Below are 26,761 nucleotides of genomic sequence, written 5' to 3'. Positions count from 1 at the left end.
CCATCGTCACCACATCCCCCTTCTTCCACTGCCGCCCAATCACCGCATACCCCTTCTCCATCTTATAAGACACCGCCACTCCATTCACCTTAATCACCACCGGCCCAACAGCCGTATCCTTAAACCGATACAACCCATCCGGTATCGCCTCGCCCCTCGCCCATCCCGGCACCCGCACATACAAATCAAAAGCCACCGCCCTCACTGGATCTACCTTCAATAAAATATTCCCCGCCCACGGATAATTATGCTCCTGCTTAAACGCCACCTCCTGGTTATTTACTTTTATAACAGCACTACTATTTATAAACAAATTCACATACACCTTCTTCCCCTCCTGCGCATACATATACCCCGGCACTGATGGCAAAAACCTCACTAAATTCGTCGGACAACAAGAACACTCAAACCACCCCGACCGGGCTGGCTCTAAACTCCCATGCTTCACCCCATCCGTTACCTGCATCGCATTCGTATAAAAAAACGACTTCCCATCCAACCCCAATCCAGCTATCAACCCATTATACATCACCTTCTCCAACAAATCTATATACTTCGCATCCCCATGCAACAAAAACATCCGCTCATTCCAAAACGCATTCCCAATCGCCGCACAAGTCTCATTATACGCCGTCGCATTCGGCAACTCATAATCCTCTCCAAACCGTTCCCCATCAGGCACCGCACCTATCCCACCCTGCACATATATCTTCTTCCCCGTCATATTATTCCATATCCTGTCTATCGCCGCCAAATAAGCCGTATCCCCATCTATCGCCGCTATATCCGCCATCGCCGCATACAAATACATCGCCCTCACCGCATGCCCTTCCGCCTCATCCTGTGCCGTCACCGGCTTATCATCCTGCCAGTACTTCCCATTCTGCCACTCATTCTTACTCTTCTTATCATACTCCCGCTTCCCCCGCTCATCTATAAAAAACTTCGCCAACGCCAGGTAATCTTTCCTCCCCGTGATCCGGTACAACTTCACCAACCCCATCTCCACCACCTCATGACCCGGTGCCACACCTCTCTTTCCCGGTCCAAATGTCTTCACCAATAAATCCGCATTCTTCAACGCGATATCCAAAAAATTCCTCTTCCCAGTCGCCAGATAATGTGCACTCGCCGCCTCAAATAAATGCCCTGAATTATACAACTCATGACTCAGCACATGCTCATTTACCCAACGCTCCGGCCCCGCCCATTCCGGTGGATGCAAAGGATCGATCGTCCTCGCCGTATACAAATACCCATCCGGCTCCTGCGCCTTCGCCACTATCGCTATCAATGAATCTACATACCGATCCATCTGCTTATCCGGCGTCACCGCCATCGAAAACGATGCTCCTTCTATCGTCTTATAAATATCCGTATCGTCAAATGTAAATTTCGTACAGAACTTCCCCGAATGCGCCGCCGCCATCTCAAAATTCTTCACCCGCCCCGTATTCTCACACCGCGCAAACGACGCCGGAATCGTTACTTTATGATTCACCTGTATACGCGGCAACCAAAAGTTGTCCGTCAATTTCACCGCTGTAAAATTCACTGCACGGATCGGGTAATCCGCTTGTTGGGCTGACAATGTAACTGAATAGAACAGTGACAATGATAAAAATAATCGCTTCATATCGTGCATGTTTATTAATACCCCGCATTTTGCTTCAAATTCCCATTCTTATTCAACTCCGTCCTCGGTATCGGGTACAAACTCCTATAATCCCCATTTGGACTATGCGAAAACCAACTCTTCTTCGTAAACACCCCAAACCGAATCATATCCTGTCTCCTTCTCCCCTCCTGGCTAAACTCCCATCCCAACTCATCCAAAAACCTTCCATATGTTACATCACTCCCACCCTGAAATGAAGAATCCGTATGGTTCCTCAATCCATAATCATATACACTCCCCTTCATTAAATCCGCTCCCGTCACTATCGCCTTCGCAGGATTCGTAGAGAATGACCGCTGCCGTACCGTCGTCACCAACGTCGCTGCATCTGCTGAATTCCCCGTCCGCAGCAAACTCTCCGCCTTCATCATCAACACATCCGCATACCTGAACAATGGCCAGTCATTACTCAACTGCACTGCCGCCTTCTGCTTTATCTCAAATTTTCCCAGTCTATACCCATGAATCTCTTCTGACGCATCTATTCCCGGCACCGCATTAATATAATTCAATGGCTGGCCTGAATAAGCTCCCATCGTACAATTCAGCTCCTCTCCACTGGCACTGTACTGTTGCCCCTTTATCCAGTTATCCTTCAACCGGTCATCATCCGCATCATACGTCTTTATAAACTGTGGTATCGCACAAATCCCTCCCCACGGCGTAGACTTCAAATTATAAGTCGCCTGGTTCGCCGGCTGCAATGTCTCCATATGTATATCAAAAGCATTCCAGTTCGTCACATACGTCTCATCAAACGGTAACGCAAATATGATTTCAGGCGAATTCTCATTCTCCGTAATGAACACATTTTTCTGCGCCCCCTCCAAAGCAAACCCTACCCCTGAATTCATGATCGTGTCACATTGCTTAATGCACGCTGCCCATGCCGCCGTACCGGTATACACCTCCGCATTCAGGTACATCTTAGCCAGCAACGCATGCGCCGCCCACTGGTTAAATTTGCCATACGTGGTCCCGTCATTCTTCGCACTCAACAACGGCAGATAGGTATTGATCTCATTTACTATAAAATCATATACCTCTTTCCGTGTGTTCTGTGTAGGCAGGTAACCTGTAGGTACATTGAACTGTGTCACCAGCGGTACATTGCCATAAAAATCACACAATACATAATAGTAAGATGCACGCAATACATGCAACTCCGCCAGCGTAGCCCGCTTGGCCGTTGAATCCGAAATAGGTATGATCCCTGATTCCAGCTGATAAATCACCCTATTGCAATTCGTAATTCCCGCATAAGCACGGCTCCATGTCTCCACTACTATATCATCGTCCGCCGTCCAGGTATGCTCATGTATACGCAGGTAAATACCGCCATCTACCCAGCCATTCGGCCGCGCCGGTATCACCACTTCATCACCCGATACTTCCTGCGCCCGGAACAATCCATTCCAGTCATTCATCACATAGCGCCAGTTTACATACGCAGCCCCCACCAGGCTCGCCAAATCTTCGGTAGTCGGATCAAACTGACTATCTATTATCTTATTATAACTGGTATCTTTTAGCTTGGTACAGGCCATTGCAAACAGCACTGCTATCCATAAATATCTTTTCATTGCTTTGGTTTTAAAAATTCAGATTCACACCTACAGTAAATGTTCTTACAGAAGGGTACTTATCCCTGTCATCCACACCCGGCGCCAGTCCCAGCCTGTTTACTTCCGGGTCTATCCCTTTGTAACCTGTCAGGGTCAGCGTGTTCAGTGTAGATGCATATACCCGCGCCCCGTGGATGTACTTACTCTGAATGTGATTGAAATTATAGCCTAAAGTGATGTTGTCTATCTTCCAGAAATCCCCGTTTTCCACATAGTGACTGTTGAACTCCAACGGCATATCTGTGCTCAGTACCGCCTTGCCCATTACCTTGTCATAAGCAGACTTTAACCGGTTATATTGCTGCAGACTGGTGTTTTCGTAATACATGCGCTGGAAGTTGAGTATCTGGTATTTAAACGCTCCGCGCATGGTAACACTCAAATCAAAGTTCTTATACCGGAACGTGTTATTCCATCCACCGTAGTATTTTGGCAAACCATTCCCCAATACTCTCTTATCTTCAAATGCATGCTGGTATTGATCGTAAGCCACCGGCTTGCCATCACGGCCCTCATAAATCCAACGCCCGTCATCAGAGATATCCACTACCTTAAAACCATAGAAATCACCGATATTCCGACCCACTCTTACAATATTGGTAAATGTCTGAATGGGCTCACCTGTACTACCTGTTGTGATGTAATCCACACTCGCCTGGTACAGTTCATTAGACAACGTGATCAGCTTGTTCGTATTCGTAGAGAACATCAGACTGGTACTCCACTCAAAATCCTTCGTTTTCACAGGAATGATATTCACCATCACTTCCAATCCCTTGTTCTCCATCTTACCTACATTCGCCCGGGTACTATTATATAAATTAGGCGGACTAGGCACCGCATAATCATACAGCAAACCATTAATCTTCCTGATATAATAATCCACATTACCACTCACACGCCCATTGAATAATGTATAGTCAACCCCAAAGTTGGATTCATGCTTCTCTTCCCAACGCAGTTTATCATTCGGGTTTTGCGAAGGGCCCAGTGTCTGTATCCACACACCATTGTTATACACATAGTCACCATAACTCAGGATACCCACACCTAAAAACAAATCTGTAGGCTGTGTACCCGTCACACCATAACCTGCACGAAGCTTCAGGTCTGTCAGCCAGCTAATGCCTTTCATAAAAGGTTCATTGCTCAATCTCCAACCCAGTGACACCGCCGGGAAGTTACCCCATGGTTGCTTAGTACCGTACAACTGACTCGCCGCCTCATGCCTCAATGACGCCAGCAATAAATACTTATCATCATAACTATAAGTAGCACGACCAAAGAAACCAATCAGGTTCGTTTCTGACTTTTCGCTGTATTGCACAGCCAGACCTTGTTTCAGCGCATAGCCTATGCCAATGTCATTATAAGAAAAACGGTCAGTAGGAAAATCCCAGTTCTGCATGTATTGATTCCGGTAGTCAGTTTCCTGGTAACTATAACCACCCATCACACTAAATTTATGCTTACCAATATTCTTATTATACTGTGCAGTCAGTTCCATCAGTCGCTGTATATTCTGCAATGAACCGACTGATGCATATCCGTTCCTGCCATCACGCAATGTAGAAATGTGCTGCTTAGTCTCGGCATAACCACGTTCTTCATTATACCGTGTATAAGAAAACAATGCTGACAATTTCAATCCTTCTACTGGCAACAATGTAATGGTACTGTTCAATCGTGTATTCTGAGAAGTATTTTCACCATCGCTCTCATACAACCTGGACAAAGGATTCTCATAGTTGAACAAACCTGTCTGCTCAAACCATTTCCCTGTAGAATCGTAAATAGGAGACGTAGGGTTCCGGATCAGCGCCTGCCGGTATGTATAACCATTAAAACTATAACCGTCACCGGTGGTGGTGAACTTATTATTTGAATTCAATAAACCAACATTGATACGCAGTTTGTCGTCCAGCATGCTGTGATTGATATCCACTCTACCCGTGAATGTATTGTTGTCAGACTTCTTCATAATCCCTTCCAGTGACCGGTAGTTCGCATTCGCCAGGTAGTTCGTCTTGCTGTTACCACCACGCAAAGTGAGGTTATGCACATGCGTGATCGGCGTTTGTGTAATAGCTTTCTGCCAGTCGGTATTAGCTCCCAGGTCCCATGATTTATCGCGGGTACCTGCTGCTATCTGCCTGCGATAATCAGCCGCTGTCAACATATCCAGCTTTTTGGCCACCGTCTGCGTACCCATATAACCACTGTAATCCACTGAACTGGTATACGCCCCACTCGGCCTGCGGGTAGTAACGATGATCACCCCGTTCGTACCGCGTGTACCATAAATTGCCGCTGCAGAACCGTCCTTCAGTACATCCATAGATTCGATATCTTCCGGCGCCACCGTTTTCAGATCGCCGGGTATACCATCGATCAGTACAAGCGGACTGCTATTCGCACCTAACAAAGTAGTATTACCTCTCAGCAGTATCTGCGTACCACTGGTAGGGTCACCACTTGGCGCTGATACAGAAAGACCGGCTACCTTACCTTGCAATAACTGCCCCGCATCGAGTACATTCCCTTTTACAAAGCTTTCAGATTTTACCGTAGCCACAGAGCTGGTCAGGTCGCCTTTGCGCTGACTGCCATACCCGATCACCACCACATCCTGCAGGGAGTTCTCACTCAGTGCCAGGCGAATAGTAAGCTGGCTGGTACCCTTCACAGGAATCACCTGTGTTTTGTAACCTACATAACTTACTACCAGTGTATCGTTGTCAGAAGTACTGTTCAGTGAAAACACCCCTTTCTCATTAGAGATCGTGCCTGCATGAGATCCTTTGATAGAAATACTTACACCCGGCAATGGTTCTCCTTTCTCATCCGTCACCACGCCGGAAATAGGTTTCACAAAAACAGCCGGAATGGATTTTTTAATAATGATGTAATGTCCATCCTGTATATAGGCAAGATCATTCGGAGCCAGTACAGCATCCAGTATCTCTTTGAGAGAACGTTCCTTGTCTTCCAGTGATGGAACTGCCGCCTGCTGGGCCACAGTGCCGTCAATGATAAAAAGCAGTTCAGTATTGCGTTCTATTTGTTTCAGTACCTTATCCAGTCTGGCATCATGGATATTCAGATGGAGCCTGATGGCGCTCAGGTCCTGACCGCGGCTATCGCGGGCCACCAACAACAGCGTAGTTGTACATAAAACCAGTATGACCAGGAACAGGAAGCGCATGATCTTTAATAATGGTTGAAAACGTTCGTATAAGGGAATAGGAACCCCACTTAAAATACCGCAGTATTTCATATCTTTAAATGCATTTTGTATGATGTAATAGAAGTACAATGCCGTAGCGCTAAGGCATCTGAAGTTTGCAGACCGGGGATGCTGAAAGCGCTATGTTCTTTCTATCATGAAGAATCACCGGCAGGCATGCTGATAAATTTCATAACGGGAATATTTAATCAATAAATAAAACTATCCTTAATTACTACAGCCACTACCTGAAATAGTTACCTCCCTTTTATCTTCACTGATGCTGAATGTGGAATTGTTAATCTTACACAACATGGATAAAATGAATGGTAGATTGGCTGCCTGGTCAAAACTTGCCAGGAAAGTGCAGTGCGCAAGTGCCGGATTGTCAAAGTGAATATCGACATCATACTTCCGGCTTAAGCGGTTGGCGACTTCTTCAAAAGTTTCATTGTTTACTTCAAAGCTGCCGTCTATCCAGGCTTTATATACGACTGCGTTCACTTGTTTTTCTCTGATCGCTCCTGTGATTGGTTCCAGTGCAATTTGTTTGTTGGCAGTGAGCACTTTCAATTGCTGATGCTGATCTTGTACCTGAACTTTGCCGGTGGCGACTGTGATGAGGACTTTCGGATCATTTTTGTAAGCTTTAATGTTGAAAGATGTCCCTAAAACGGTGGCGGTGCAGGGGCCGGCTTTAACCACGAAAGGGCGACCCACAGCCTGTTTGATATTAAAGAAGGCCTCGCCTTCCAGTGTTACTTCTCTTTTATGATCAGTTTCGTTATATGTTAATTTACTATCTGCATTGAGCCATACTTCCGAGCTATCCGGCAGCAACAGGCGGTTCTGGTGCTCACGGGGCACATAGACCACTACCCGTTTTACATCAACCCGTGCAAAATAATGGTAGCCGCCCACAATCAATAACAACACAGCCGCAGCCACGCTCACCCATTTCAAAGATTGTCGCTTACGACCAATATGAATACCCGCCCTGATCCGGGCAGCCATCTCTGCATCCGGCACCGGCGTAGGCATACTCTCCCTGTCATGGTACCACTCCTGCAGGCGCTGTATTTCAGCAGGTGTGGCAGTGCCATTCAACCATTTTTCAGCTAGTTCCTGGATGTTTTCTTTCGACATGGGAATTGCCCTTTTATATGTAGAGTACATTTTAAAAGGTTTACCCTTGGTCCGGACCAAAAAAATTTTTTACATAAATAAAGTAGTGTACAATGTGCCCAATTTTAACCGCACGGTTTTAAGCGCACGGGTCAGGTGTCCTTCAGCAGTTTTGACAGAGATATTGAAGGCCCGGGCAGACTCAGAGAGGGAATGATCTTTCAGTTTATTATCCGCAAAGACAAGGCGGCTTTTTTCAGGCAGTTCTGCGGCAATCGTATCGACAAGTTGCAACAGCAGGCGTGCATTCACAATCGCCTCTATATCGGGTGCAGCTTGCGTTATGGTAGCCATTTCCTGCATACGGGTGCGAATGGTCTCCTGGCGGGCATGATAATGGAAAATAGCGTATCGGGTTATAGCAAAGAGATAACTTTTTAATGTCGTCACTTCTATGGAATGCCGCTTTTCCCAGAGAATAATAAATGTATCCTGTACAATTTCTTCTGCTATTTCCTTCGAAGGAAGACGCTTGTAGGCCACGCGGAACAGCACCTCCCAGTAGCGGGAGTATACTTCATTAAAAGCCGGAATAGAATCCGCTTTTATCAAATTCCATAGATCGGAATCCTGATGAAGATGCGCATTTTTCACGTGGTACTTATAAAGTATATCTTATAAGTGTGTAATCTACAATTATTTTTTGTTTTATCCAACATTCACCGCATTCATCATCGTGCACCCTACCACACCCGCTGTTTCAGTACGCAGTCTGTTTTCACCCAGTGACACTGGTTTAAAACCCTTACCCAGGGCCAGCGAAATTTCTTCAGGCGTAAAATCTCCTTCGGGACCAATCAGGAGCAGAGAATCCTTCCCTTTTTCCATGGCCTGCCAGAGATGTTGTTTTTGTTCAGGGAGACAGTGAGCGATAAATAATTGTGCAGAAGGTGGTTGGCTCACCAGTTTATCAAAATTGGCAGGGGCGGTCAGCTCCGGCAGGTAATATTGCTGGGATTGCAACATGGCAGCAATGAGGATGTTTTCCAACCTGTCTGCCCGGAACTTTTCCTTTTCAGAACGATGACTCACCAGCGGGATAATAGATTGTATACCAATCTCTGTGGCCTTTTCCAGGAACCACTCGATACGGGAAGTATTTTTTGTAAACGCAATCGCTATTCTCACAGGTGCCGCCACCGGTGGCATCAGGGTGTATTGGGTAATGGAAACGACACATTTCTTGCGGTTATCGTCCGTAATCACCGCCTGGTATCGCCCTCCTTTCCCATCCGTCAATATTACCTCATCCCCCACTACATGGCGCAATACCATGATGCAATACTTAGAACCAGGTTCATCCATTGTATAAGTGGCTGCAGTTGGCAGCAGTTCTTTTGCGTAAAACATGGGTGCAAAGCTATTTAATTGATACGAGAAAATGATTTCGGCCCCCGTCGCAATTTTCCCCTTTATTGACGTACTCCCCCCTCACAAATCATCGTGAACAATTCTATGTTTGCAATTGTAAATTATATCATATGAAAGCGACTAAAATCATTTATTGGGTTACCACCACCCTCTTTTTCCTCTTCGAAGGTGTAATGCCCGCTATTTACGGCAATTCCCCCCTGGCCAAAGAAGGATTTGCCCACCTCGGTTATCCTGATTATTTCCGGGTACTGCTCACCATCTTTAAGGTAACGGGGGCGCTGGTACTAATCCTTCCTTTCTTCAAAGGCAGAATCAAGGAATGGGCATACGCCGGCTTTACTTTCAACCTTGTTAGCGCAGCTGTCTCCCACGGAGTGGTAGACGGTCTTTCAAACGGGCAGACCTTCTTCCCTATTTTTGTCTTGCTGATCTTAGCGATCAGCTATTTCACTTATCACAAAATATTTGGCGTACCTTCAAAATAAAATTCCATTGAAGGTTTTATTTTTAGTATGCCTGTCTGCTACCGTACACGCACAAACTATCAATCTCCGGAAAACGATCGATTCTATCGCCACACATTCCAAAGCGCATATTGGCGTATCTGCCTTATTGCTGGAAACGGGTGATACCCTTACCTATCGGGGTAATGATCATTATCCTATGCAAAGTGTGTATAAGTTTCCGATCTCTCTAGCCATCCTGCACCAGGTAGATATCGGGAAATATAAACTGAATCAACCTGTCCTCATTACCAACGAAGATATTATGCCAAAAGGACGTAGCCCTATCCGCGACGCACATCCACATGGCGGCGTGAGCATGACACTCAGGCAAATCATCTGGTATAATATCATGGAGAGCGATGGCACAGCCTGCGACGTACTACTCCGCTTACTGGGTGGAACTCAAAAAACAAATGACTACATCAAAAGCCTGGGGGTACAGGGTATTAACATCGCCACTACCGAAAAGGAACAACAAAGTAATGATACAACCCAATACCGTAACTGGGCTACACCAACCGGTATTACCCGGTTATATCAAATCTTCCTCAAGGGAAATGTGCTATCAAAAAGTTCATACGATACCCTCTGGAAAGACCTGGCTGAATCTTACCCGGGTGCTAAGCGCATCAAAGGCTTACTACCTCCCGGTACAATTGTTGCACATAAAACAGGAACTTCCGGTACATCTGCGAATGGAGAAACTGCAGCTACAAATGACAGTGGTATCATTATCTTACCAAATGGAAAGCACCTGATACTAACGGTGTTTGTATCCGACTCCAAAGGAAGCGATGCGGAGAGAGAAAGCTGGATCGCACAAATTTCCAAAGCCGTATATGATCATTTTAAATGAAGGCCAGTTTTTAGGGGTTAATGAACGAACAAGTATTCATCATGACCTGATCCTCAGCAAGACAGCACATCTGTATGGTGAGACGCAGCCACATGCCCATAAGAACGACTATTTCAGTATTCTCTTATCAGGAGAATATCTTGAGAACTTTAAGAACGAATCCATATTGATCAGACCGGGAGATATCGTGTATAGAAGCAGGGAGCATATCCATAAGAATCAATTCGTAACCGATACAGTATCCTGTATCAATATTGAAGTCACCCACAGGCAAAAAGAGGATTTCTTTCTCTATACCAATAAAAATAAAGCTTATTTCTACCAACTGATAGTAGACTTTTTATTAAATAAATCTTTTGCAGCAGATCCCGGTTTCTTTATGGACCAGCCATTGCCCCGGGAAGAGCATGGCCTTACATGGCTCATACAGGTAATCGGGATCCTGCATGCAGAGACAGATATTTTCCATACCCCACACTCACTGGCGCAAAGGGTATATGTTCACCCTAATTACCTTGCCCGTGCTTTCAAAGAAAAAACAGGAGAAACCGTGGGCAACTACCAACTGAAAATCAAACTGAATCATGCGGTACAACAGCTATTAAATACTCCCAAAACTATCTCCGACATCAGCTTTGACAACGGCTTTTATGATGATGCCCATTTTATCAGGTCGTTCAAAAAAGCTTATCACATCTCCCCCCTTCAATTCCGCAAACTGCTGAAAAGTTAATTTCGTACAATTTTTGAAGAGCCCCCATCGCTTCCTTTGCAGAAAAAAAGACATGCGACTTATTCTCTTCATCATACTGTTCCCTCTGTGCACCTATGCCCAGTCAGACTCTGCCCGATTCTACAATCTCTGTTTAGATGCAAATGCATCCAGGGCTTTGCAATATGTACCTGCAAGACTTGCTCCTGAATTTGAAAAACGCTTCAAATATGAAAATGACCAGTCTGATTATTTATTAAAACATACTTCCGGCATAGATTCTTTACTGGTCATTTTCCATCGCTACTGGCGACAATCATTACTGGATACTGCCCAAAATTATGACGGGGAACTGGCCACTGAACTGTGCCGGTTTTTCCATGTAGAAAATCAACCCATTGATTCTCTGAATGCAACCTTCAATGCATATATTAAATCAAAACAACTCTTTTCTACCGACGGCATCGGAAAGGTAGGCAGACTGTATGACCTGCTGGTATGGCGGAAACAGACAGATACTACTTACTCCCTTCATCTGAACAAAGAGCATTTAAATGTACATGTAGTACTCATGCAGAATTTTGTAACACTTGGCTGGGAAGATTACGCCACTTTAGGTAAATTCTATCCCGGTGGATGGGCGGTAACCGATGCCTTGTACTGCGTATCGGACTCCTATGACAAAAAGAGCGAAAAATTCCTTGTCAGTTATCTCGCACACGAAGGCCGGCATTTAAAAGACTACGGGTTATTTCCCGGTATCAAAGGTAAAGACCTGGAATACAGGGCAAAACTTACGGAACTCAGTATGGCAGATAGTATGCTGTTTCCACTGATCAAATTTTTTATCAGCAATGCGAATAAGAACAGTGTAAATGATCACCCGCTGGCCAATTACAATGTAATGAGTGATTTGTCCAAACGCCTTTTCCACAAGGAATTTGAAGATGATATCACAAAGTGGAAGGCATTACCTGTAAAAAAGATAAACAACACCGCCTACCGGCTATTAAAGGAAAATACAAAAGCTATGCGGAGCTCTTATAAAAAGAAGAAAAATGATAAAGCCTGACAATATTTTTCTCCCATATAATTGGATAAACTATCCCGGTGGAAACCTTTACAACTTCCACCGGGCCATATTCTTTTCTTAAAATACACTCAATCTCCCCCTCACTCATCCTTTTCAACAATTCTTTCGCCTTCCCTACCATTTTCCGATATATACGCACATCCCCAATCTCCAACTCCCTATACACCCTTGCCGCCAGTGGCGACGCCACCTTCATCCGGGCCGCATCCTCCATCAATGGTTTAAATGCAGTATCCGTTTTCACCCGCTTCCCGGTCAGCGAACTTTTCATACGCAGCATGAATGCCCCGCTCTTCATCGGAGCGAGTGTCATACCTTGCTTTGTACGCTGTTTAAAAGGCCGTTTTCCACGAATGATCATACCATGAATATACTGCTAAAAGGTCACGAAACCGCTGTAAAAGCGTTCAATTGAGTAGTCTTATGCTGAAAACGGAGGAACAATAAGACCGAAGCAGTGAGTAGTCCCAATAATAACCCCCACCAGATACCCTGGATGCCAAAGCCCCAATAAATACCTAACAGGTACGCTATTGGTAATCCTAATACCCAATATGCCAGCAACGTAATTATAGTTGGCACCTTCACATCACCCAATCCCCTTAGTATCCCCAATCCAACCACCTGCGTACCATCGAACAACTGAAAAAATGCCGCTATCAGGATCAGGCGCGCCGCAATGTCCACTACCGCCGGATCATTGATATACATCAGGGGCAGGATCCTGCACCCCACCAAAAATATCAGCGCCGTTGTACCCATCATGATCAACACCATATGATAACTCGCAATCGCCGAAAGCCTCAGCTCCCGCAGCTGCTTTGCGCCAAAATGATTTCCACTCTTTATCCCCGCTGCTGCCGAAATACCACTCGCCATCATATAAGTAATAGAAGCTAAATTAATCGCAATCTGATGCGCCGCCTGCTCCCTCGCACCTATCCATCCCGCCATAATAATCGCACTGCTAAATGCACTGATCTCAAACACGTACTGCAATGCCACCGGCGTACCAATTCCTAATATCTTCTTAATAGTCGCCCATGATAAATATTTTGCTGCAAACGCCTTCAGATATGGTTTAAAACGATCCGCCTTCAGCACATACCAACACATGGCCGCTGCCATTAGGATACGATCCGTCAGGGTACCAATGCCCACACCAATCACCCCCAATCGCGGCAATCCACCAATCCCATACACCAGCGCTATACCCACTACTATGTTCACAATGTTCCCAATAATACTGATATGCATGGCCTGTTTTGTAAACCCTAACCCCTCCGCAAATTGCTTAAATGACAAAAATATCATCAGTGGGAAATAAGACACCCCCAGCAATTTTAAGAAAGGTCTTGCCTGTGCTGCCACTGCCGGTACCTGGTCTAATGTATACAGGTAATTACTCCCCACATAAATCAAAGTACTCATCACCACCCCCATCACTAGATTAATCACAAGACTATGCCGCAGCAAATCTCCGCAGGCATGCTTATTCTGCCTGCCATACTCCTGCGCTATCAATGGGGTCAGTCCGTAAGACATGCCAATCCCGATCACCATGCAGATAGAAAAGATACTACTCCCCAGCGCCACAGCTGCCAGCGGTACATCGCCCGTATGCCCAATGATAATGGTATCAGACAGGGCGACCATCGTATGCCCCAGCTGACTGATAACGACCGGATATGCCAGTTTAAAATTGTCTTTATAATAAGTTTGATATTTAGTCCACACGTTGATAAAATTTGATAGAAATAAAAAAAGGCGCCTCTTTGCAGCGGCGCCTTATATCATGAACCTTTTTATTGCTAAAAAGGCGCCTCTTCATCGAAGTCCATATCATTCATACGGGATCCCTTCTGGATATACAATTTCGCTTCGTCTGTCGCGCCATAAGGATCATTATTACCCATATTTGAAACCGGCATAAAGTTGCTACTGCCGCCGCCAGGGCTCTCCAGGCTACCATCATCTTCAAAGCGCTGGAATTCCAGGATCGCCCTCAGCTTGATTGTATCCAACTGACCATTACGGTGTTTTGCTATACGCACGTGGGTTTCACCTTTATTGGATTCACCCATCTCATTGGTATTTATTTCATAATACTCAGGGCGGTACAGGAACATTACCATGTCAGCATCCTGCTCAATCGCACCAGATTCACGCAGGTCAGACAGCTGTGGCATTTTATTACCATCCTTTCTCTTTTCCACATCGCGGCTCAACTGTGACAGTGCAATGATCGGTACGTGCAGTTCCTTTGCCAGCCCCTTCAGGTCACGGGAAATCTTGGAGATCTCCTGCTCACGGTTACTATTCTTCCCATCTGCACTACCACTCATCAGCTGCAGGTAGTCAATGATGATCACCCCTACCCCATGGTTGTGTACAAGACGACGGGCTTTTGCACGCAGCTCGAAGATGTTCAGTGCCGGGGTATCGTCAATAAAGATTGGTGCCTTTGCCAGTCTTTCTATACCATGGGTCATCAGCTTTTTCATTTCATACTCTTCCAGCTTACCACGGGTGATCTTTTCCAGCTTGATCTCAGACTCGGCAGAGAGAATACGCTGTACAATCTGCCCGGACGACATTTCAAGGCTGAACACGGCAGCTCCTTTCGGAAAGCGGGGATGCAACGCGGCATTCCTGGCCAGGTTCAGTGCAAACGCGGTCTTACCCACCGCCGGACGTGCCGCGATGATGATCAGATCCGTTGACTGCCAGCCATAAGTAACCTTATCGAGAGAAGGGAACCCGGAAGGTACCCCTGTGATATCATCACCTTTATTACGCAGGTCTTCGATACGCTTCATGGTATTCACCAATACACGGTCGATGCTGTCATAGTTTTTACGGAGGTGATTGTTCGTCACCTCAAACAATTTGCTTTCGGCGGAGTCGAGCAGATCGAACACGTCGGCAGTATCTTCGTATGATTCAGATAAGATTTCCCCGGAAATGCGGATTAGCTCCCGCTGAATGAACTTTTGCAGGATGATACGGGCATGCGCCTCAATATTGGCGGATGAGACCACCATATTTGTCAGCCGGGTAATGTAATAGGGCCCTCCCACTATCTCCAGCTCCCCCATGGAGCGCAACTCTTCTACCACAGTGAGGATGTCCACAGGCATGGACTTACCTGCCAGGCGGGTCATGGCAGTAAAGATTTTCTGATGTGCCTCTACATAAAAACATTCACCTTTTAAGATCTCTACCACGGTGTCAAACGCACCTTTCTCCAGCATAATGGCTCCCAATACGGCCTCTTCCATTTCCTTTGCCTGAGGTGGAATTTTACCGTACATCATGGTAGATACGTCAACGGACGGCTTACGACGCACGTTGCGGTCTTTCTTAAGATTGAGATCCATTTATTTTTTAATCTGATTCTGTTAACCAAAAATACTATATGTCGTGGCTATCCTTAGTTTGTTTTACAATTTTTTGTACCTGTTGTATCCTGATCGTTTGTTGAAATTGTAAAGCTTTTTAGGGCCGTAAAAACTAAGGTAACCGCATTTATTCATTTAACAAGGCTTGATTGCTGATATAATTTATAAGACCAAATTCACAGGATATACACCCGCAAAATGTCAGTTATCCACTGACTCAAGAGTACTTATTCACATATTTAACACACAATCCCCACACAAAGGTGCACATAATCACAAACATTGTTTAAAAAGTTTTTCCCCAATGGTTTGGAGAAATGCCTGATGCGATTATCAGCTGACTTATCCACATACTGCAAAGATCGCTCCTTTTCAGTAGAGGTTGGTCAATTTTTTTAGCCGGAATTGTGCAATTCCCCCAACATTGGCACATTCATACATTAATTTTACCTTTACGGACTTATTAATTAATCAAATGACAATTTCATACAATTGGCTGTGTGACTATTTGCCGGTGAAACCAACACCGGAGGAACTATCTGTGATCCTGACACGCATAGGTCTGGAAGTTGAAAGCCTGGAAAAATTCGAATCTGTAAAAGGCAGTCTGGAAGGACTCGTCATTGGAGAAGTACTCACCGCAGTACCACATCCCAATGCAGACAAACTGAAACTGACTACTGTCAATATCGGTGCCGCTGAGCCCCTTAACATCGTATGTGGCGCACCCAACGTTGCCGCCGGACAAAAAGTAGTGGTCGCCCCCATCGGCGTTACTATCTACCCTGCCTCCGGGGAGCCGCTGACCATGAAGAAAGCTAAGATCCGTGGCGAAGAAAGCCATGGTATGATCTGCGCTGAAGATGAAATAGGCCTCGGCAGCAGTCATGCAGGCATCCTTGTACTGGATCCTGCCCTGACCCCAGGTACCCCTGCCCGCGAAATATTTAAACCTTTCGAAGACTGGGTGTATGAAATAGGTCTCACGCCTAACCGCATGGATGCTATGAGTCACCTGGGCGTGGCTAAGGATGTGTGCGCTTACCTGAACAATACCGGCAATACGCTCGATAACAAAGCGAAAGTCCCTGCCCTGACCGAACTGCCTGAGGCAGGTACCCGCTACAACATCAGCGTAACCATCGAAAATACCACTGCCTGCCCCCGTTATGCAGGTATCACCCTCACAGGTGTGAAACCAGGCCCTTCTCCCGAATGGCTCACTCACCGCCTGCAGGCAATCGGCATCCGCTCTATTAATAATGTAGTGGATATTACCAACTTCATCCTGCATGAAACGGGTCAGCCATTGCACGCTTTTGATGCAGATACCATCAAAGGGGGAAAAATTATTGTGAAAAACCTGCCACAGAACACCCTTTTCGTTACCCTCGACGAAAAAGAACGTAAGCTGGACGCCGCTGACCTCGTAATCTGCAATGCAGACAGCGAACCAATGGCCCTGGCCGGCGTATTCGGTGGCCTGCACACAGGTGTAACTGAAACTACTACCAATATCTTCCTGGAAAGTGCCTGTTTCAGCCCTGCCAGCATCCGTCCTACCTCCTTCCGTCATGGATTGCGCACAGACGCGGCTGCCCGTTTTGAAAAAGGAGTAGATATCTCAGGTACCGTGTACGTTTTACAACGTGCCGCTGCCCTGATCTGTGAACTCGCGGGTGGCCAGGCTGCCTCAGGTATTGTGGATGTGTATCCACAACCTAAGCCTGCTGCAGAAGTGGAAACCACCTGGAAGTACATCCAGAAACTGAGCGGTAAATTTTACCCTGCTGATAAAATTGAACGCATTCTCACCAGCCTTGGATTCACATTCCTGTCCAAAACTGAAGAGCGCTTTCGCGTAGCTGTTCCTTTCAGCAAGCCTGATATCAGCATTCCTGCCGATATCGTGGAAGAAGTAATGCGTATAGATGGCCTGGATAATATTGATATTCCTACCCAGGTGCTCATCACCCCTTCTCCGGCTGCCCGTCCTGACAAGGAAAAGATCCGTGAAAAGGTGGCCAACTACCTGGCTTCGAATGGTTTCAACGAAATATTCACCAACTCTATCACGAACAGCAAGTTCTATACGCCTGAGGTACTGGCTACTACCGTTCGTATGATCAACAGTCTTACAGAAGACCTGGACATCATGCGACCTTCCATGCTGGAAACCGGCCTGGAAAGCGTAGCACACAACCTGAACCGCAGGAACGACAACCTGTTGTTCTTCGAATTCGGTAATACTTACGCCATCACCGGCGAACATAAATATGAGGAAACGGCTCACCTGAGCCTGTACCTCACAGGTCAGAAGCTGGCAGAAAGCTGGCTGCACAAAGCCGAACCGGTTGACTTCTACTTCCTGAAAGGGTATGTGCAAAACATATTTCAACTGCTGGGTATCAAAGGATTGCAATGGAAAGAAGGCGAACAGCATACCTGGGAGATTGTTGTAAAGAACAAATCAGTTGTGACCCTTGGTGCTGTGGATAATGCAAAACTGAAACAATTCGATATCAAGCAACCTGTATGGTTTGCAGATTTCAACTGGGTAATATTGTTAAGCCTGTTGCAAAAAACAGAAAGCTTCTATAAAGAAATACCGAAGTTCCCATCCGTACGCCGTGACCTGGCACTGATCCTGGACAAACAGGTGAAATATGCCGCAGTAGAGGCCGCAGCAAAAACTGTGAAGTCACCACTCCTGCAGCACCTGAACCTGTTCGACGTATTCGAAAGCGAAAAACTGGGTAACAATAAGAAGTCTTACGCCGTGAGCTTCACCTTCCAGAATGAGCAGAAAACACTGACTGACAAGGAGATCGATGCTGTTATGGAAAAGCTGATCAAGACTTTCCAGACCCAATTGCAGGCTGAGATCAGAAAATAAATCAGGGATGCTCCACTCGGGTATAACAGCCGGAGTGGAGCATTTTGTTAAAATCTCTTGAATATTAATCTCCGGTAGTTTCTATTATCAATTCATAATCCGTAATTTGTACTCATAAGTACTTTTGAACATTGGCTTTGGAGCAACACATACTGAGAATTGAAGAAAAGCTGCATCAGTTGCTGAAAAAGCTGCAACAGGTGCAGTCAGAGAATGTATCGCTCAAAGAATCGCTACAGATCAAGGACAATGAACTGATAATGAAGCAACAGCAAATCGAGGAGCTGGAAAATAAGTTGCACTTAACCAGGATTGCGGGCGCTACCCAGGGTACTCCCGGAGACAAGGAAGAGGACGAAGAGTTTAAGAAGGAAATGCGTAATAAGATCAATGAGTATATCAGGGAGATTGACCGCTGTATCGCTTTATTAAACATATAAACGACACAACATGGAACAACTGATCCCCATCAATATCGTCGTCGCAGACAGGTCTTACAGAATAAAAATCAAGCCGGAAGAAGAGGAAGATGTGCGTCGGATCATGAAGGAAGTGAATGAAAAGATCATTGAATTCAAAACAGCGTATGCGGGCAAGGACTTACAGGACTACATCGCCATGGCGCTGATCATGTATGCCACCCATCCTGTGACCCATGGCGGAAAAGTGCAGGCTGGCCTGCAACCATTTCTGGAGGAAAAACTGCAACACCTGGAGACATTGATCGATGAGCACTTGAAATAAAATCAACCAACCTCGGTTCAGGAAATGCAAAAGAGTCCCTATTAATAATTTAAAAATGAAGGAAATATATTAATATGCACCCTGAAAGGAAGATGTTTGTAATAAAAAATGTTGAGTCTGGTAAGTGAAATGATCAAAGGAAGGGACTGAAATATCTTGAAAAGTGGATTTCTAGAAAGTAATTTATTCTCATATATAAATACGATATAGCAATTTAACGTTCAGCAAATTACTGTCGCCTCCCCGTTCATGAAAGCTGCGCCTGATGGCCCCTACAGGGTTCCAGCTGGCCTAAACACCTACAAATCCTCAACGGTACTGCATTGCAGCACATTCTTTTTTGTATTTTCGCGAATCAGTTCTAACCCTCTACCCTTTTTCCACGGAATAGGGATGTGGCCAGGAATGCAACATAAATCAAGTTAAAATTATTGAAATGGAATCTACTTTAATCGTAGCAATAACAGCAGTAGCTGCGTTGATCATAGGAATACTGCTAGGCAAGGTTATATTTGCTAAGAACACACAAATAAAAATACAGGAAGCTGAGGCTCAGGCACAAAAGATCGTAGAAGATGGGAAAGTAGCCGCTGAGAACGAAAAGAAAAACAGGATCCTGGAAGCTAAGGAGAAATTTCTGCAGTTGAAAAGTGAGCATGAAAAAGAAACCCTGCAGCGCAACCAGAAAATGGCAGATGCAGAAAACCGCATCAAACAGAAAGAACAGAACCTGACACAAAAGACCGAAGGCTTACAGAAACAAATGCAGGAAAACGAGGCGATCAAGGAAAACCTGACCCGCCAGATGGAACTGGTAGCTGTAAAACGGACCGAACTCGAAAAACACCAGGAAGAACATATTCGCCGTCTTGAAAAAGTGGCAGCGCTGACAGCAGAAGAAGCCCGTCATCAGCTCATCGAAAGCCTGAAAGAAGAAGCCCGCTCACAGGCCCTCTCCCACATCCAGGAGATCATCGAAGATGCTAAACTGAAAGCTAACAAGGAAGCTAAGAAAATCATTATACAATCCATCCAGCGTACGGCTGCCGAGCAGACCATCGAAAACGCCATCACTGTTTTCAACCTGGAAAGCGATGAAATTAAAGGCCAGATCATTGGCCGCGAAGGTCGTAACATCCGCGCTATCGAAGCGGCTACCGGTGTAGACCTGATCGTAGACGATACCCCTGAAGCTATTGTATTATCTTCTTTTGACCCGCTGCGTCGTGAAATTGCCCGCCTGTCCCTGCAAAGACTGGTACAGGATGGTCGTATTCACCCGGCACGTATCGAAGAAGTAGTAGAAAAGACAAAGAAACAACTGGAAGAACAGGTAATGGATATCGGTGAAAGAACCGTGATCGAACTGGGTATTCATGGTCTGCACAAGGAACTGATCAGGCTTGTAGGTAAGATGCGTTTCCGCTCTTCTTATGGTCAGAACCTGCTCATGCACTCCAAAGAAACAGCTAACCTGTGTGCGGTAATGGCAGCAGAACTGGGCCTGAACCCTAAACTGGCAAAACGTGCAGGTCTGCTCCACGATATTGGTAAAGTACCTGATGAAGAAACAGAACTGAGCCACGCCCTGCTGGGTGCCAAACTGGCTGAGAAATATGGTGAACATGCAGCGGTTGTAAACGCAATTGGTGCACACCACGATGAAATGGAAATGCAATATGTGATTTCTCCGATTGTACAGGCTTGCGACGCCATCTCTGGTGCTCGTCCGGGTGCCCGTCGTGAAATCATGCAGAGCTACCTGCAGCGTATCAAAGACCTGGAAAACCTGGCGCTGGCCCACGACGGTGTGGAAAAAGCATATGCAATCCAGGCAGGTCGTGAGCTGCGTGTAATTGTAGAAAGTGAGAAAGTAACGGATAACGATGCAGATCGTCTTTCGTTTGAGATCGCGAACAAGATCCAGAATGATATGCAGTATCCCGGACAAATTAAGGTGACCGTGATCAGGGAGAAACGTGCTGTCAATGTAGCGCGCTAATTCTGTAGAATTAATATATTTAAAGCAGGCTTGAAAGGCAACTTTCAGCCTGCTTTTTTAATTCCACTAATTCCTTAACTCAATGATTATGCATCCCTTAGAATCACAAATCGAAGCCGCTGTCAATTTTCTTTCCTCTTTTAATGCCGACAAAGCCCGTGTGGGTATCGTATTAGGCACTGGCCTGGGCCAACTGGTACAACATATTACTGTGAGTAAGACGATCCCGTACAATGAGATTCCCCATTTTCCTTTGTCGACGGTAGAGTCGCATAAGGGTCAGCTGATCTTTGGGAAGATTGGTGAGACCCCTGTTATAGCCATGCAAGGGCGATTTCATTATTATGAAGGGTACTCTATGCAGCAGATTACATTTCCGATACGGGTGATGAAGGCGTTGGGAGTGGAGAAACTATTGTTGAGTAATGCCGCGGGTGGGATGCGACCGGCGTTTAAGAAGGGGGATATGGTGCTGCTGGATGATCATATTAATTTACAGCCGGAGAATCCGTTGCGGGGATTGAATTTGCCCGTGTTTGGAACGAGGTTTCCGGATATGAGTATGCCTTATGATGATGAGCTGGGGAAGTTGCTGAAGGCGGCGGCGCATAAGGCAGGGTATTTTTTAAGGACGGGGGTATATGTGGCGGTAACGGGGCCTAATTTGGAGACGAGGGCGGAGTACCGGTTTTTGAGGATGATAGGGGGTGATATGGTTGGGATGAGTACGGTGCCGGAGGTGATAGTGGCGAACCAGGTTAAGTTGCCCTGTGCAGCGGTGTCGGGGATTACGGATGAGTGTGGTCCTGATAATTTGCAGGCGGTGAGTATAGAGGAGATTATAGAAGTGGCGGGAAAGGCGGATAAGAAGTTGAGTGAGATCTTTGTGGAGGTGGTGCGGCAGTTGTAGGCCGTTACTGGCCGCAAGGCCGATTCTACTAAAAAGGCGGCCGCAGGCCTTCTTCTTTCAAACCAAAACGCTTTTGCCGAATGGCAAAAGCGTTTTGGTTTGGTTATTTTATTTTGAATGAGATGGATCTTCATCGTCGTCTTCATTCTCATCCTCCTCATCGTCTTCATCATCATCAAAGTCGTCATCTTCCTCTTCATCATCATCGTCGTCTTCAAAATCCTCGTCATCTTCATCCTCTTCCTCCTCTTCTTCCTCCTTCGGATCAGGCACATCCACCCCCTCCTCAATATGTATCGTCTCAATAATCACATTATCACTATCTTTCTCCTCCTCTTCCACCGGCAGCTCGCCCACACTTTCCGCCTCCGCCAAAGGCTGCTCCACCTCTTCCTCTCCCAGTGGCAACTCCAGCTGCCCACTCACCTCATCCTCAATCACCGGCAATATCTCCTCCACCAACTCTCCATTCTCTGACACACTCATCATCAACCCATCCTCCTCCTGTCCATTTCCACCCTCTAACCCCGTCATCAACGTCGGCTGCACCCCCTCATCCTCAAACACTTCCTTCAACTTCGGCAAATCCTTCGGTGAATTCAACCCGAAATAATCCATAAACGCCTTAGAAGTAGAATACAACAGTGGTTTCCCAGGCAAAGTCTCACTCCTCCCTGAAATCACAATCAATTCCTTTTCCAGCAATTTCTGTATAGAATAATCCGTACTCACCCCACGAATATGCTCAATCTCCCCTTTAGAAATCGGCTGCTTATACGCTACAATCGCCAGCGTCTCCAACGCCGCTGTAGACAGCCTTTTCAGGAACTTATCCCCATTTAGCTGTGCCACAGTCTGATAATATTCTTTCTTAGTCAAAAACTGAAACCCACCCCCGCTCTCTCTCACTTCAAACGCATAAAACTCCGTGCTATACTTTTCCCGTATAGCCTCAATTGCCGTCTCCACCTGGTCGACAGTAACCCTGTCTTCCAAAAAAGCCAGCGCATTATTCAACAAGTCTGTGATATCCAGCACCGGCAGGGGTCTGTCAGCAGCGAATATCAGTGATTCAACATGAGGTATGATCTGTGAGATTTCCATTATCCGGTTTTCAATTGCTGGCGTCAGCGCCTATAAGCTAAAAAGTCAAAGACCGAAAATACAGTCTTTGACCTTTATGAAGAAATCAAAAAATATCGATGTTAATACGATGTGTATAAGTTAGAAGATTAACCCTCCAGCGCCGCTGCACCACTCACAATCTCAGTCAGTTCGGTCGTAATCGCCGCCTGACGTGCACGGTTATAACTAATCTTATAGTTACGCAGCAGTTCATTTGCATTTTCTGTCGCCTTATCCATCGCTGTCATACGTGCACCATGCTCAGAAGCATTCGCATCCAGCATCGCCTTGTACAACTGTGTATTCAGGATCTTCGGCATCAGTTCAGCAATCAAAGTCTGCTTTTCCGGTTCAAAGATAAAGTCAGCTTTAGCGGCTTTCTTGCCTTTGCCAGCTGGTACTTCTTCCTCCACCTTTGCAATCGGCAGGAACTGTTCAGATATATAGAACTGGGTAGCAGCATTTTTGAACTGGCTGTAAACAATCTCAACAGCATCGTACTGACCGCTGGTAAAACCATCCATTGCTACCTGGGCCGCTTCCTTCACATGATCGAAATCCAGGTGAGCAAACAAATGCCAGTAAGTTTCGTTCATTTTGTAACCATTCTTGGTAAAGTGCTCCCAGCCCTTCTTACCAATAGGCAGGATGGTTACATGACCTTTTTCAAACTGTTCCTGGTATTTTTCACGAATCACCTGCTTAGTCAGCTTGATCAGGTTTGAATTGTAAGCACCACATAAGCCCCTGTCCGAGGTTATTGTAATCAGCAATACCTTTTCAACAGGACGCTCTGCTGCCAATGCCAGGTCAATGCTGCCTTCACTGTTGGAAACAATGTTTTGCAACATTTCCTGCAATTTAACGGCATAAGGACGCATTAGTAAGATAGCATCCTGCGCACGACGCAGTTTCGCAGCACTCACCATTTTCATAGCTTTTGTGATCTGCAGGTTGGACTGTGTAGACTTAATTCGGTTGCGAACTTCTTTAAGCTGACCGGACATAATGTTTTATGTATTACGTAAAGTTTATATGACTAAAAGCCCTTGTGAAGCTTCTGAATTTGGCTGCAAAGGTAAGGAAAAGTAATTAAGATTGGTAGGATTGTGGATAGTTTGGTGGCAGCCCGGCATTGATCCTCGTCATATATTAATAAATCGAAATAATTTAAAAGGATAGCTATTTTTCCGGCATTGGGAACAGACTTTCTCCAGGGTTCAGTCCCTATTTATAACTTTTCCGCCGTTATTTTCCCGCCTCCGGCACCGACTCCGTCCATGTCTCATTCCCCTCTTTATCCACATACCCCACCTTCCCATTCAACTTAATCAACCCTCTTCCATTCTGAAAAATGACCGCATTATCATATTTAGGCGCAATCACCTCCTTATTTGCCATATCTATAAACCCAAACTTCCCACTCACCCCAACTGGCGCATATCCCTCATTAAAATTCCCAACCCTGTCATACATGATCGGAATCACCAATTCTCCTTTTTCATTTACAAACCCAAACTTACTGTCCTGGCTCACCCAGGCCAGTCCATCCTTAAAAGGCCCGATCTTATCATATTGAGTACCAATAATCTGCCCGGTTTTCAGATTAGCACGACCACACTTCTCCCCATTATAAATAAGTACACTATGATGACTCACCCCGCTAATCATATCATAAGCCGGCTTCAGCACCACCTTCCCTTTACTATTCACCATTCCGTACAACTCTCCCACCCTGATTCTCGCATATCCATCCTTTTCTGGTTTTACCTCTTCATACAGGGGCGCCACCCATTCCTTGCCAGTACTATCCAGCAATCCCTGCTTTTGCTTTTTGCTTACAAAAAGAAACTTCCCCTTTACCCAGGCAGAATCATATTTATAAGCAGAATGTTTTCCATTGGCAAACACAAATCCATACTTCCCTTTAGACTTTACCACTGCCGCACCATGCGCAAATTCACCCACCGCCTCATATTGAGCAGGAATGATTTCATGACCACCAGCATCATTGAAGCCGTATTTTCCATCTTTCTGGAATTTTACCAGGGAGTCTGCCTGCTGCGCCTGTGCAAAAAATGTCGGGAAAAACAGGATAGAGAGGAGAAAATATCGTTTCATAGGAAAAGGATTGTATACCAAAAATAATAAATATCATTGAATTATGCGTAAAAAGGCCTTTGCGTACACAAAGGCCTTTTCCAAAAAACTTTAAACTTATAACTTAATCTCCGTACCCAACACCTTCAAAAACGCCGCAATCCACTGCGGATGCGCAGGCCATGCCGGCGCCGTCACCAACTTCCCATCTGTCACTGCCTCATCTACATTCACATTAACATAATGCCCGCCAGCAATCGTTACTTCCGGTCCTACTGCCGGGTAAGCTGTAAGCTTCTTCCCCCTCACCACATCCGCCACCGTCAATATCTGAATACCATGACAAATCGCCGCAATCGGTTTATCTGCATGTGCAAAATGTTTTACCAGTTCAATCACACGTGCATTCAATCGCAAATACTCAGGCGCTCTGCCACCTGCTATCACTAACGCATCATAATTAGAAGGCTGTACATCTGCGAATGTAGTATTCAACACAAAGTTGTGCCCACGTTTTTCACTATACGTCTGGTCACCTTCAAAATCGTGGATGGCAGTGATGATTTTATCCCCTGCCGATTTATCCGGACATACAGCATGTACGTTATGACCTACCATCAGTAACATCTGAAAAGGTACCATGGTTTCGTAATCTTCTGCATAGTCTCCGGTGAGAAAGAGGATGTTTTTTTGAGCCATGAGAATTGGGGGTTTTAAAGGGTGAGATTAAAGATAGTGAATAAATTTTTTTATGCACAAGTGCAACCTTTTTCTGCCTAAAACGAACTAATAATAACAAGTAAAATCATTTTCATGGAGACACGTTTTGATGAAGTCATCTTGCTCATTAAACAGGCAAGAAGCAATACCATCAAGCAAGTTAATATTGAGTTGATCAATATTTACTGGCAGGCATATATAAGTAATAAAGTTGCAAATGCTATTTGGGGTAATAAAACGGTAACCGAACTAGCAGATCATATTGAAAAACATCATCCGGAATTAGGAGGGTTTAATAAAAGAAATCTATATAGGATGAAACAGTTCTATGAGTTGTACTACCCTTCTTTACTAATTGAAAATCAATCAAATAATATAAATTGTGCAGACAGTGTCTGCACAATTTATATTACAATAAAGGCTAAATTGTGTCATCACTGCTGACACAATTTTAAATAAACTACTAACATGATAAATTGTGCAGTCACTGCCTGCACAATTCTAATACCCTGCATTCTGCCCAAACTCATTACTACTCCTATCAATCTGATCCTGCGGAATCGGCCGCAACACATGCTTCTCCGCTATATTCGGCGCACCCTGCGGAT

At 45.5% G+C, this 26,761-nt stretch carries 23 protein-coding genes; 10 read left to right on the top strand and 13 right to left on the bottom strand.

The annotated features are described in order from the left end of the window. From ABDW16_RS28110 to ABDW16_RS28085, 6 genes are all read right to left on the bottom strand, one after another. Positions 1-1,636 (bottom strand): beta-L-arabinofuranosidase domain-containing protein (locus tag ABDW16_RS28110; protein WP_343674467.1); only part of this gene is annotated, 1,636 nt, incomplete at its 3' end. 14 nt (positions 1,637-1,650) lie between these two features. Continuing rightward, complete coding sequence (locus tag ABDW16_RS28105; RefSeq protein WP_343674466.1) at positions 1,651-3,261, bottom strand: RagB/SusD family nutrient uptake outer membrane protein; 1,611 nt, start codon at positions 3,259-3,261, stop codon at positions 1,651-1,653. Positions 3,262-3,271: 10 nt separating this feature from the next. Further along, positions 3,272-6,580 (bottom strand): TonB-dependent receptor, encoded by a 3,309-nt coding sequence (locus ABDW16_RS28100; RefSeq protein WP_343674465.1) that lies wholly within the window; start codon positions 6,578-6,580, stop codon positions 3,272-3,274. A 177-nt stretch (positions 6,581-6,757) separates the two neighbouring features. Further along, the gene (locus ABDW16_RS28095) at positions 6,758-7,705 is read right to left on the bottom strand and encodes a FecR domain-containing protein (protein WP_343674464.1); all 948 of its coding nucleotides are present in this window, start codon (positions 7,703-7,705) and stop codon (positions 6,758-6,760) included. A gap of 39 nt (positions 7,706-7,744) precedes the next feature. Continuing rightward, on the bottom strand, positions 7,745-8,266 hold the full coding sequence (locus tag ABDW16_RS28090) for a sigma-70 family RNA polymerase sigma factor (RefSeq protein ID WP_343674463.1): 522 nt from the start codon (positions 8,264-8,266) through the stop codon (positions 7,745-7,747). 96 nt (positions 8,267-8,362) lie between these two features. Then, positions 8,363-9,064 (bottom strand): RsmE family RNA methyltransferase, encoded by a 702-nt coding sequence (locus tag ABDW16_RS28085; RefSeq protein WP_343674461.1) that lies wholly within the window; start codon positions 9,062-9,064, stop codon positions 8,363-8,365. Between the two features lie 131 nt (positions 9,065-9,195). On the opposite strand from ABDW16_RS28085, the gene ABDW16_RS28080 reads away from it, so the two are divergent. The 4 genes from ABDW16_RS28080 to ABDW16_RS28065 are packed head-to-tail and all read left to right on the top strand — an operon-like array spanning position 9,196 to position 12,234. Next, the gene (locus ABDW16_RS28080) at positions 9,196-9,573 is read left to right on the top strand and encodes a DoxX family protein (protein WP_343674459.1); all 378 of its coding nucleotides are present in this window, start codon (positions 9,196-9,198) and stop codon (positions 9,571-9,573) included. A 7-nt stretch (positions 9,574-9,580) separates the two neighbouring features. Beyond that, a complete protein-coding gene (gene bla / locus ABDW16_RS28075) occupies positions 9,581-10,450 on the top strand; it encodes a class A beta-lactamase (RefSeq protein WP_343674458.1) in 870 nt (289 codons plus the stop codon). Then, the gene (locus ABDW16_RS28070) at positions 10,434-11,183 is read left to right on the top strand and encodes a helix-turn-helix transcriptional regulator (RefSeq protein WP_343674456.1); all 750 of its coding nucleotides are present in this window, start codon (positions 10,434-10,436) and stop codon (positions 11,181-11,183) included. The genes bla and ABDW16_RS28070 overlap by 17 nt, the downstream gene beginning before the upstream one ends. Positions 11,184-11,235: 52 nt before the next feature. Further along, the gene (locus ABDW16_RS28065) at positions 11,236-12,234 is read left to right on the top strand and encodes a hypothetical protein (protein WP_343674454.1); all 999 of its coding nucleotides are present in this window, start codon (positions 11,236-11,238) and stop codon (positions 12,232-12,234) included. Here ABDW16_RS28065 and ABDW16_RS28060 read toward each other — a convergent pair. From ABDW16_RS28060 to dnaB, 3 genes are all read right to left on the bottom strand, one after another. Next, a complete protein-coding gene (locus tag ABDW16_RS28060; RefSeq protein WP_343674453.1) occupies positions 12,191-12,616 on the bottom strand; it encodes a hypothetical protein in 426 nt (141 codons plus the stop codon). The two genes, ABDW16_RS28065 and ABDW16_RS28060, sit on opposite strands and share 44 nt — an antisense overlap. Before the next feature lie 23 nt (positions 12,617-12,639). Then, positions 12,640-13,992 (bottom strand): MATE family efflux transporter, encoded by a 1,353-nt coding sequence (locus tag ABDW16_RS28055; protein ID WP_343674452.1) that lies wholly within the window; start codon positions 13,990-13,992, stop codon positions 12,640-12,642. A gap of 74 nt (positions 13,993-14,066) precedes the next feature. After that, a complete protein-coding gene (gene dnaB / locus ABDW16_RS28050; protein WP_343674450.1) occupies positions 14,067-15,635 on the bottom strand; it encodes a replicative DNA helicase in 1,569 nt (522 codons plus the stop codon). Positions 15,636-16,131: 496 nt separating this feature from the next. Here dnaB and pheT point away from each other — a divergent pair, with 496 nt between their 5' ends. From pheT to ABDW16_RS28025, 5 genes are all read left to right on the top strand, one after another. Beyond that, positions 16,132-18,552, top strand: a complete 2,421-nt coding sequence (pheT, locus tag ABDW16_RS28045) for a phenylalanine--tRNA ligase subunit beta (RefSeq protein WP_343674448.1) — start codon at positions 16,132-16,134, stop codon at positions 18,550-18,552. Between the two features lie 137 nt (positions 18,553-18,689). After that, positions 18,690-18,992, top strand: a complete 303-nt coding sequence (locus ABDW16_RS28040) for a hypothetical protein (protein WP_343674447.1) — start codon at positions 18,690-18,692, stop codon at positions 18,990-18,992. Positions 18,993-19,002: 10 nt separating this feature from the next. After that, positions 19,003-19,296, top strand: coding sequence for a cell division protein ZapA (locus ABDW16_RS28035; RefSeq protein WP_343674445.1), 294 nt, complete (start codon positions 19,003-19,005; stop codon positions 19,294-19,296). Positions 19,297-19,732: 436 nt separating this feature from the next. Further along, positions 19,733-21,298: a ribonuclease Y gene (gene rny / locus ABDW16_RS28030; protein WP_343674443.1), complete on the top strand. Its 1,566-nt coding sequence runs from the start codon at positions 19,733-19,735 to the stop codon at positions 21,296-21,298. Positions 21,299-21,386: 88 nt separating this feature from the next. After that, positions 21,387-22,208, top strand: a complete 822-nt coding sequence (locus ABDW16_RS28025; protein ID WP_343674441.1) for a purine-nucleoside phosphorylase — start codon at positions 21,387-21,389, stop codon at positions 22,206-22,208. A gap of 108 nt (positions 22,209-22,316) precedes the next feature. Here the strand turns inward: ABDW16_RS28025 and scpB are convergent, their stop codons facing one another. The 4 genes from scpB to ABDW16_RS28005 form a co-directional block, all read right to left on the bottom strand. Then, on the bottom strand, positions 22,317-23,312 hold the full coding sequence (gene scpB, locus ABDW16_RS28020; RefSeq protein WP_343674440.1) for an SMC-Scp complex subunit ScpB: 996 nt from the start codon (positions 23,310-23,312) through the stop codon (positions 22,317-22,319). Positions 23,313-23,440: 128 nt separating this feature from the next. Then, the gene (gene atpG / locus ABDW16_RS28015; protein ID WP_343674438.1) at positions 23,441-24,340 is read right to left on the bottom strand and encodes an ATP synthase F1 subunit gamma; all 900 of its coding nucleotides are present in this window, start codon (positions 24,338-24,340) and stop codon (positions 23,441-23,443) included. Positions 24,341-24,581: 241 nt separating this feature from the next. After that, the gene (locus tag ABDW16_RS28010; RefSeq protein ID WP_343674436.1) at positions 24,582-25,454 is read right to left on the bottom strand and encodes a WG repeat-containing protein; all 873 of its coding nucleotides are present in this window, start codon (positions 25,452-25,454) and stop codon (positions 24,582-24,584) included. Between the two features lie 96 nt (positions 25,455-25,550). Continuing rightward, positions 25,551-26,132, bottom strand: coding sequence for a DJ-1/PfpI family protein (locus ABDW16_RS28005; protein WP_343674434.1), 582 nt, complete (start codon positions 26,130-26,132; stop codon positions 25,551-25,553). Positions 26,133-26,246: 114 nt separating this feature from the next. On the opposite strand from ABDW16_RS28005, the gene ABDW16_RS28000 reads away from it, so the two are divergent. Beyond that, positions 26,247-26,597 carry a DUF1016 N-terminal domain-containing protein gene (locus ABDW16_RS28000; RefSeq protein ID WP_343674432.1) on the top strand — a complete coding sequence of 117 codons (351 nt, stop codon included), beginning with the start codon at positions 26,247-26,249 and terminating at the stop codon, positions 26,595-26,597. Positions 26,598-26,761: the final 164 nt, after the last annotated feature.

Origin of the sequence: Chitinophaga sp., from assembly GCF_039596135.1 — a bacterium.
Classification (GTDB): domain Bacteria; phylum Bacteroidota; class Bacteroidia; order Chitinophagales; family Chitinophagaceae; genus Chitinophaga.
Note: the sequence above shows the minus strand (reverse complement) of the source record. Positions and strands in the feature narration are given on the sequence as shown.

Excerpts from the sequence above, each read along its gene's own strand:
- ABDW16_RS28070 (WP_343674456.1), top strand. The coding sequence starts at position 10,434 with ATGATCATTTTAAATGAAGGCCAGTTTTTAGGGGTTAATGAACGAACA.
- pheT (WP_343674448.1), top strand. The coding sequence starts at position 16,132 with ATGACAATTTCATACAATTGGCTGTGTGACTATTTGCCGGTGAAACCA.
- ABDW16_RS28085 (WP_343674461.1), bottom strand. The coding sequence starts at position 9,064 with ATGTTTTACGCAAAAGAACTGCTGCCAACTGCAGCCACTTATACAATG.
- atpG (WP_343674438.1), bottom strand. The coding sequence starts at position 24,340 with ATGTCCGGTCAGCTTAAAGAAGTTCGCAACCGAATTAAGTCTACACAG.
- ABDW16_RS28095 (WP_343674464.1), bottom strand. The coding sequence starts at position 7,705 with ATGTACTCTACATATAAAAGGGCAATTCCCATGTCGAAAGAAAACATC.
- scpB (WP_343674440.1), bottom strand. The coding sequence starts at position 23,312 with ATGGAAATCTCACAGATCATACCTCATGTTGAATCACTGATATTCGCT.
- ABDW16_RS28035 (WP_343674445.1), top strand. The coding sequence starts at position 19,003 with ATGGAACAACTGATCCCCATCAATATCGTCGTCGCAGACAGGTCTTAC.
- ABDW16_RS28065 (WP_343674454.1), top strand. The coding sequence starts at position 11,236 with ATGCGACTTATTCTCTTCATCATACTGTTCCCTCTGTGCACCTATGCC.
- ABDW16_RS28080 (WP_343674459.1), top strand. The coding sequence starts at position 9,196 with ATGAAAGCGACTAAAATCATTTATTGGGTTACCACCACCCTCTTTTTC.
- ABDW16_RS28010 (WP_343674436.1), bottom strand. The coding sequence starts at position 25,454 with ATGAAACGATATTTTCTCCTCTCTATCCTGTTTTTCCCGACATTTTTT.
- ABDW16_RS28060 (WP_343674453.1), bottom strand. The coding sequence starts at position 12,616 with ATGATCATTCGTGGAAAACGGCCTTTTAAACAGCGTACAAAGCAAGGT.
- ABDW16_RS28100 (WP_343674465.1), bottom strand. The coding sequence starts at position 6,580 with ATGAAATACTGCGGTATTTTAAGTGGGGTTCCTATTCCCTTATACGAA.
- ABDW16_RS28005 (WP_343674434.1), bottom strand. The coding sequence starts at position 26,132 with ATGGCTCAAAAAAACATCCTCTTTCTCACCGGAGACTATGCAGAAGAT.
- dnaB (WP_343674450.1), bottom strand. The coding sequence starts at position 15,635 with ATGGATCTCAATCTTAAGAAAGACCGCAACGTGCGTCGTAAGCCGTCC.
- ABDW16_RS28105 (WP_343674466.1), bottom strand. The coding sequence starts at position 3,261 with ATGAAAAGATATTTATGGATAGCAGTGCTGTTTGCAATGGCCTGTACC.
- ABDW16_RS28025 (WP_343674441.1), top strand. The coding sequence starts at position 21,387 with ATGCATCCCTTAGAATCACAAATCGAAGCCGCTGTCAATTTTCTTTCC.
- rny (WP_343674443.1), top strand. The coding sequence starts at position 19,733 with ATGGAATCTACTTTAATCGTAGCAATAACAGCAGTAGCTGCGTTGATC.
- ABDW16_RS28000 (WP_343674432.1), top strand. The coding sequence starts at position 26,247 with ATGGAGACACGTTTTGATGAAGTCATCTTGCTCATTAAACAGGCAAGA.